The organism is Achromobacter sp. CF-sbj1-Ac2-l, assembly GCF_052698165.1.
The window spans coordinates 85,056-91,146 of record NZ_CP199857.1 but is presented as its reverse complement, the minus strand read 5'-3'; the positions used below and the strand labels follow the sequence as shown (position 1 = coordinate 91,146).

9 protein-coding genes are annotated in these 6,091 nt (G+C 57.9%); 4 read left to right on the top strand and 5 right to left on the bottom strand.

The features are described from left to right. Positions 1-13 precede the first annotated feature (13 nt). Positions 14-358 (bottom strand): hypothetical protein, encoded by a 345-nt coding sequence (locus tag ACUDCK_RS29800; RefSeq protein ID WP_421466305.1) that lies wholly within the window; start codon positions 356-358, stop codon positions 14-16. A gap of 1,316 nt (positions 359-1,674) precedes the next feature. On the opposite strand from ACUDCK_RS29800, the gene ACUDCK_RS29795 reads away from it, so the two are divergent. From ACUDCK_RS29795 to ACUDCK_RS29780, 4 genes are all read left to right on the top strand, one after another. Beyond that, positions 1,675-1,947 carry a hypothetical protein gene (locus ACUDCK_RS29795; protein ID WP_054444508.1) on the top strand — a complete coding sequence of 91 codons (273 nt, stop codon included), beginning with the start codon at positions 1,675-1,677 and terminating at the stop codon, positions 1,945-1,947. Positions 1,948-2,786: 839 nt separating this feature from the next. Further along, entirely contained in the window at positions 2,787-3,149 is a 363-nt protein-coding gene (locus ACUDCK_RS29790; RefSeq protein WP_054444509.1) for an MbcA/ParS/Xre antitoxin family protein, read from the top strand. Further along, entirely contained in the window at positions 3,146-3,667 is a 522-nt protein-coding gene (locus ACUDCK_RS29785) for an RES family NAD+ phosphorylase (protein ID WP_082387918.1), read from the top strand. The genes ACUDCK_RS29790 and ACUDCK_RS29785 overlap by 4 nt, the downstream gene beginning before the upstream one ends. A gap of 87 nt (positions 3,668-3,754) precedes the next feature. Continuing rightward, the gene (locus ACUDCK_RS29780; RefSeq protein ID WP_054444510.1) at positions 3,755-4,021 is read left to right on the top strand and encodes a hypothetical protein; all 267 of its coding nucleotides are present in this window, start codon (positions 3,755-3,757) and stop codon (positions 4,019-4,021) included. A gap of 132 nt (positions 4,022-4,153) precedes the next feature. Here the strand turns inward: ACUDCK_RS29780 and ACUDCK_RS29775 are convergent, their stop codons facing one another. From ACUDCK_RS29775 to ACUDCK_RS29760, 4 genes are all read right to left on the bottom strand, one after another. Further along, positions 4,154-4,453 carry a hypothetical protein gene (locus ACUDCK_RS29775; protein WP_054444511.1) on the bottom strand — a complete coding sequence of 100 codons (300 nt, stop codon included), beginning with the start codon at positions 4,451-4,453 and terminating at the stop codon, positions 4,154-4,156. A gap of 163 nt (positions 4,454-4,616) precedes the next feature. Beyond that, entirely contained in the window at positions 4,617-5,294 is a 678-nt protein-coding gene (locus ACUDCK_RS29770; RefSeq protein ID WP_054444512.1) for a hypothetical protein, read from the bottom strand. A 97-nt stretch (positions 5,295-5,391) separates the two neighbouring features. Continuing rightward, a complete protein-coding gene (locus ACUDCK_RS29765; protein ID WP_131728567.1) occupies positions 5,392-5,721 on the bottom strand; it encodes a hypothetical protein in 330 nt (109 codons plus the stop codon). Positions 5,722-5,760: 39 nt separating this feature from the next. Next, positions 5,761-6,012, bottom strand: a complete 252-nt coding sequence (locus ACUDCK_RS29760) for a DUF2158 domain-containing protein (RefSeq protein WP_207384699.1) — start codon at positions 6,010-6,012, stop codon at positions 5,761-5,763. Positions 6,013-6,091: the final 79 nt, after the last annotated feature.

Here is a 6,091-nt window from a genome sequence, read left to right as displayed (position 1 = left end):
GTGTGCTCCTCGGTTACGCAGCGCGCTTATGGGCTGCTGCGGCCTGGTGGGTAGCACGCAGTGCGGCAGAACGACCAGCATTTCCGCGCTCGTGCTTGCGCTCATTTGGGTGCCAATCGCTGATATCCACATCCACGGCTGTAATGCCAATCCGCCGCAGGGCGGTCAGGGCTGCATCTGTGCTCGTAAAGCGCCGCGGCGTGTCATTGCTCCGAAGAGTAACGAGAAAACCTCGAGCCTTCTCTTGCTGCAATTGGATGTTGACGACAAAGGCCCCGCCCTGCCCAGCAAGTTGAACAGTGCGAACGCCGCCGTTAGTGTGGAGAAGCTTCAATTGGTCGAGCGTTAACGGTTGCATCGAGGGTTCTCGAGGTATTGAACTGCGAGCAGTATGCAGATGAACGGGTTTTTGCGCAAGCAAATGATAAGACATGCATTAACGAATACGGGCAATTGCAGGGATCCGCACCAGGAACCCATGAGACGGCGGCTGGGCGATTTTGAGTAGGGGTAGTGGTCTCCCCTGCAGTCGGCTGACGTTATGCGCCCTGAGGCGGCGTAGGAGCCCCCTGGACGGTATGAGCCCGCTTGGGTCTTTCTGTATTGGGTGCGGGGTTGGGCTCTTGGTGGTCTGGGATTCTTGTTGAAGCAAAGCTGCTTGCCTGGGCGTCCGGGGGACGCCCAGGTCTGCCGGTAGGAGCCGGCCCGGTAGGGCTTGGCGCCGCGTGAGCGGCGCCAACTCCGTATCCCGGCAGACAATTTGCTGATGTGAGGAGGTGGCGTGTTGGGTTTGGGGGCCCATGTGCCCCCCTCTGGGGGGCTCTATTTCCTATGGGGGGTTCCAATGCGGCCCCCCCTCTGGGGGGGCTCTAGTTATTGGTGGTGGCGCGTAGCGCCACGGAGGTTGGCAAGTTGTCCCCAGGAACTGGGGGCTCATACAGGGAGTAGTAGAGGAAAAACTAAAGGAGAAATACAGGATATATACGCGGGGGGGGGATTTCACGCGAAAAAGGGGGCAGATATCACGCGCCGAAAGAGGGTGATTTCACTCACAAGGGGGGGGTGATTTCACGTGGATAACTTTTGAAAAATGCGGACTTATCCACTTATCCACAGTTGATTGCGGTTTTCCGGCAAATAGGGGGTAATTTCACTCTCAGGCGCCCCAAAACAGAGCGTCAATCAGGGGGGGGAATTTCACGCACAGAATTAGCTGCTGCTCCTGAAAGCCGGGGGGGTGATTTCACGCATAGACTGGCGCGGCGACGGAGCCACAAGTGAAACGTGCCAAACTATCAAGTTATTAATTTTAAAGGCTTTTCTACGATAGTGGGTGCTAACTAGTGCAGATGGAAAGAGAAGGGAAGGGGGGTGATTTCACTCGAAATCGGAGCAATATATAGCGACAAAAAAAGGGGGGTGATTTCACTCAAACCGTGCGACTGCGCCGGACTTCATGGCGGGTAACAGGCCTGCAGATGATCGAGGCCATCGCATCGGGAGACAATTTGTCCAAAGGGGGGGTGATTTCACTCGCAGGGCTGAACGCATGTGGGTCAGCAAGGGGGGTGATTTCACTCATGAGCCTTTGCTTCTAAGCAATATCTCTTGTAAAATTTTCACCAGTGAAAATCCACGGTGCCCCTTCCTGGGGTACGAATCAGGAGTGCTTCGGTGCAAGACGCTAGGTCCGGCGCGGCAGATCTTCCCCCCCTTGAGGTGGTACTTCAAACCCTTTTACAAGCCCAGCAAGACCTCACGAGCGCACAGGAGCTGCTTGACGGACTGGTAGAGCGGCTGTATTTCCACGGCGAACTCAAATGGCGCGATGCTGCAGGGGAATTAGCAGGGCAGATTGCTGGCCGCGCGGAGCGCAGGTTGGAAGCTGTCGCCGTCTTGCTCGAACTTCAACGCAACGGCGCATTTCAGAAGAGCATTGAATCCTAGCGCGGAGACAGAGGCCGGCGAGCGCTGCATCGCGCCTCCAGAAACTCTTTCTCCATCTTATCCTGGCCACTCGGCTTGCGCGCTGTACCCTCCTGTGGATCCATTGTTTGCAGGGAAGCGCCAAGAAGCAGTTCACTATGCCACCGACGCTGCCATATGACCGCGGGTTCTCGGTCCAACATATCTGACAACCTCCGGACGGCGGGCCCTGCTTCGTCGAGTTGCACACTACACATCGATCGAAGCAGTTGATCGCAGCGACAAGCAAATCGCTGCAGCCTCCATATCTCCCACAACAACTTGCGCACCAGGCCATCGCCCCGCCAAGTGTCACGTGTTTGCCTCAGTTCCTCCAGAGAAAGAGGGCAGGGGAATGACTTCTGTGGTTCGTTCGGCGCCGGCTTCCGGACGGCCGGCTCCACCGCGAGAGAGTCCCGGATCATGCCGAGGATGACGTCGATGCCGTTCCCAAGCGATCGGCATATCCCTTCCTGGGCTTCCTTTGCAACACACGCCAACGCTTGCAAGCGGCTGATTTCGCAGAGCAAGGAATGGACAGTAGGATGCCTTGAATACTCTTCGGCAATCTGCTCCAGTTCCTCGAGGGGGAGGGGGGAGGAGAAGCTCTCTCCGAAATACTGTTCATTTGTCCAGTATATAGCTACGGCATTAGCTTTGGGCCGTGTTCTTGCGCGCACCGCGTGGGTGATGTAGCAGCTCAATTCAGACCATGGCTAGCTATGGAAATTCTCGTACCTAGACCATCCGGGCAAGCTTGTCAAATGATGCATAATTAGTGCATACTTGGTGCATGACCAACAGGACGACAAGGAGCCATCATGACCGCTCTATCTTTCTCGGAACAATTTCGCGACGGCAACACTAGCTTCGTGTCCCCAAAGAAGCTGGGAAACCTGTTCGGGTTCCAACTCCAGGATCTTGCTGATCGCGCCCACATCCACCGCAACACGGTCACACGCAACCCAAGATCTCCTGAGCTTCAGAGCTATCTGAGCCAGATGCTGCGCGTTCTATACGTTGCCACGTCATTGACTGGTAGCGTGGAGCGGGCGGCGTACTTGGTTCGCAATGAGCCTCTTCCCGCATTTGAAGGGAAGACAGCAGACCAATTGATCCAGGAGGGTAGGGCGCAATCAGTAGTCGACTATCTCATCTCGTTCGAGGGCGGAGCAGCCGGATGATTGTCACTCAGCTCTCCGGCAACCTCGCTTATTTCAGGCTCCTCTCGCCCGCCTACGCACATATGCCTCTTTCCGGCATGGGAGCGGCGGCCAAAGGAGGGCGCTTCAATCGCCCAGGCCAAGAAGCGCTATATCTTGCCAGCGACGTCCAAACGGCCGCAGCAGAGTACCAGCAAGACAACCCCTGGCTCTCGCCAGGGGTACTATGTTCGTACGCTATCGACGGATTGCGTGTTGCGGACCTTAGCGCAGGCTATGACTCTCAACACTGGACAACACTCTGGGCGCAGCACGCGGTCGACTGGAGAGCGATCGTCTTCAATCTGGGCAAGACTCCCCCCACTTGGCTAATGGCTGACTTGGTCGTGACGGCCGGATTGGATGGCCTTTTGTTCCCGTCGAAGGCTCATCCAGGCGGCATCAACCTGGTCATCTATGGCAGCTCATCCCGGCCATCAACACAGCTTGCTGTTCACGATCCGAAGAACATCCTTCCGAAAGTTCAAGTGTTGCCTTGAGGTGGGAACGACATACGTTATCGGTCACTGGCCTTCTGCTCCTTACTATGTTTGAATAACCAAAACACTTCATTCCGAGGGTTGACAATGACCGACCTGAACCAGACTCAGAACCAGGCACCCGGTTTCTTCAGCCGGCGCGGGCTCAAGTTCTTCTTTCTGATCACACTGCCGGCGCTCTTTCTGCCGCCCGTAGTGTGGGTGGTGGGCCACGTGCTGGCCGCGAGGTACAACGGCTCGCACTATGATTGGATGTCGGACTTGAAATTCGGTCTTGCGGTATCCGTTTTCCTTCTCCTAATCTGCTTCACAGATTGGTCTCCGCTATGGCGACGCCTGCACAGGCGAAGCTAACCGAGCAACACAACGCCCCTCGACAAAAAAAGAGCCACGATTATTCGTGGCTTCTTTTTTACTTGCTGCTTAGAGGCGGGCCAAGGCTCGGTACAGCGCTTAAGCCGGCAGCACTAGCCATCGGGTGGGGGGTCACTTATAGAACCCGCCTTTTTCCTTCCAGATGAGGGGGTAGACGTGCACGTAACTACCGCCGCCCGTATTGACGGACTTCGTGGGTCCGCTGTTACTGCGCGCACATACCGTGTTGTTTAGTTGGAAGCCTTCGGAATAGGCGCGATTCTCTATGTAGCAGAACGAATAGATGTCCATCGGCTGCTGCGGCGCAGCCTGTTCCCGCTGTTGCTGTTGCTGCTGCTGCGTCGGTTGTGAAGGTTGGGCCATGGCGCCGGCGCTGGCCAACGTAAGGATGGCCAAGAAGAGCTTCTTCATGCTTCTTTTCCTTGCGATACAGGGTGATTGTCGTGCGCGAAGCAATATTCGTCGCAATGGGTACATTGACACAGTTTGTAATGAAATTGCAAGCGGCCGGCAGAACCGCGCAACAGCGCGACGACGTCCGCTGCGCCTCGCTTAGGCGATAGCTCTGACGCCATTAGCATTGATCCTGCGAAATAATGTTGTGCACGAACGCGCGTCGCGCGTTGTCATCGGCGAAGGGGAAATCGCGCAGCAGCTCGACTAGGTCATGGTCGGCGGGACCGCCGGAGGCCGCTCGCATGAACCGCACACCGTTCTTCCTGCCACTTCGCGCCAGGCCGACCAATACACCGCACCAGTCATTGGTCAGATCCAGCTCCAGGATTTGCCGTAGAACTGGCTCACCTTGTACCTGCACGCCCGCCTTCTGCAGCGTAGCCAACAGATCGTCCAGATTGAGCGCCCGAGGATGAATGAAGCGCGTCCCGGACGGCATCGTCGGGTCTATGGTGATGGCCACACCGCCGCCCGCACGGAAGTTAGGGTCGAAGCGCAGGGCAATCTCGCGGGTGCCCGCCACGAATTCTATGCCGCGGTGCTCAAAATAGCCCTGCACCCGGGCGCACTTCTGCAGGTTGACGGGTTGGCCTTTGTCCATTTTGGACAGCGTGCTGTGATGAATGTTAGTGTCGGCCGCCACCTGGACCAGGGTGACGGGCACCAGCGCACGCGCGGCCAATAGAAGCTTGCCGAAGACCTCGGCGTTGAAGGCCCTGCCGTCGGCCGAATAGACGCCGGCCGGCAAGTTGGCCAGGGGCGACGCGGACGCGCCGGGATCGAAGTCATGGGACATGGGGAACACCTTTGCGGATCGTTTGCGGCATTGGCCAGCAGCGGCCGGCGCCGGCGCCAGAAAGCCTGCGCGCGGCGCGTGCAGGCCGTGTGTCGGCTTAGTGGTCCACCTCTTCGAAGATCACGCGGGCCGGTTGGCCATACGTCCGCGGGCGACGCGGATCAACCTTGACGTCGTGCAGGTTGTCGGACCAGATCACGTTGCGCTGGGCCCAGCCGTAGCCGCTGGCCAAGACCAGGCAGATCAGGTCGAACTTTTTCTTGTAGATGACCTTCTCCAGCGGCGCGTCGGGCGACGGGCGACCGGCGGTGACACTGGAGACGGCCAGGCGGTTGGCCTGGACCGCCAGGACGACCAGGTCGGGATGGTCGGATTCGTATTGCTCGATGCGGCGTTTCAGTCCTGCGTATTGCGCGGCCATAGACATGGTGACTCGCTCCTGCGCGCAACAAGGCGCGCGGTTAAGTTAATCGTCGTTCTGTGAAGGGGCAACCTGACCGCTCGAGGCATCGACCGCGGCTGCGGGGGCTGGAGGCCCAGACGGAGGCGACGCCTGCCGCAATGCTTCTTCGGGAAACTCATGCTCCTGCACCTGCTGCCCGACGAACCACTGGCATAAGGCGTTCGTGAAAACCGACCCTTCGACAATGTCCACAACGGTCATGAGGGGGCCGCCCGAGGCCAAGCGCACCGTCTCGCCGCGTTTAAGTTTTGCCATATTGAACTCCATTAAGATTCGTTACATTTGTGCGCTGCCGGGAATTGTGCCAGCAGGAAGTGCACTTGTTGTGGCTGGG